The sequence below is a fragment of the Frankia sp. Mgl5 genome (genome assembly GCF_023242985.1).
GTDB classification, from domain to species: domain Bacteria; phylum Actinomycetota; class Actinomycetes; order Frankiales; family Frankiaceae; genus Parafrankia; species Parafrankia soli.
The window spans coordinates 1-438 of sequence record NZ_JALKFY010000470.1; the positions used below are offsets into that span (position 1 = coordinate 1).

At 58.0% G+C, this 438-nt stretch carries 1 protein-coding gene; it reads left to right on the forward strand.

The window, feature by feature from the left end; translation table 11 throughout:
- Positions 1-438: MBL fold metallo-hydrolase (locus MXD62_RS10185; RefSeq protein ID WP_368862376.1), on the forward strand; the 438-nt coding region annotated here is incomplete at both ends.

The window sequence follows — 438 nt, forward strand, 5'->3', positions numbered from 1 at the left end:
GCCCTCGGGCGAGTGGGTGCTTGTGGATGCGGGAATCCCTTACTCAGCACCGATGATTCTCAAAGCGGCAAAGCAGCGGTATGGCGAGGGCAGCCGTCCGAAGGCGATTGTGCTTACGCATGGCCACTTCGACCATGTAGGGGCACTGGCGGAATTGGTGCAAGCATGGGATGTTCCCGTTTATGCGCATGAGGGGGAACTGCCCCATTTGACCGGAAAAGAAGCGTATCCGCCCCCGGATCCCAGCGTGGGTGGCGGACTTATGTCTTATATTTCTCCAATCTTTCCACGCGGTGCAATCGATCTCGGAGAGCGCGTGATCGCCCTGCCTGCTGACGGCAGTATTCCGCCTCTGCCTGAATGGCGCTGGATCCACACCCCAGGGCATACCGATGGACATATCTCTCTTTTTCGGGATCTGGACGCCTTGCTTATCTC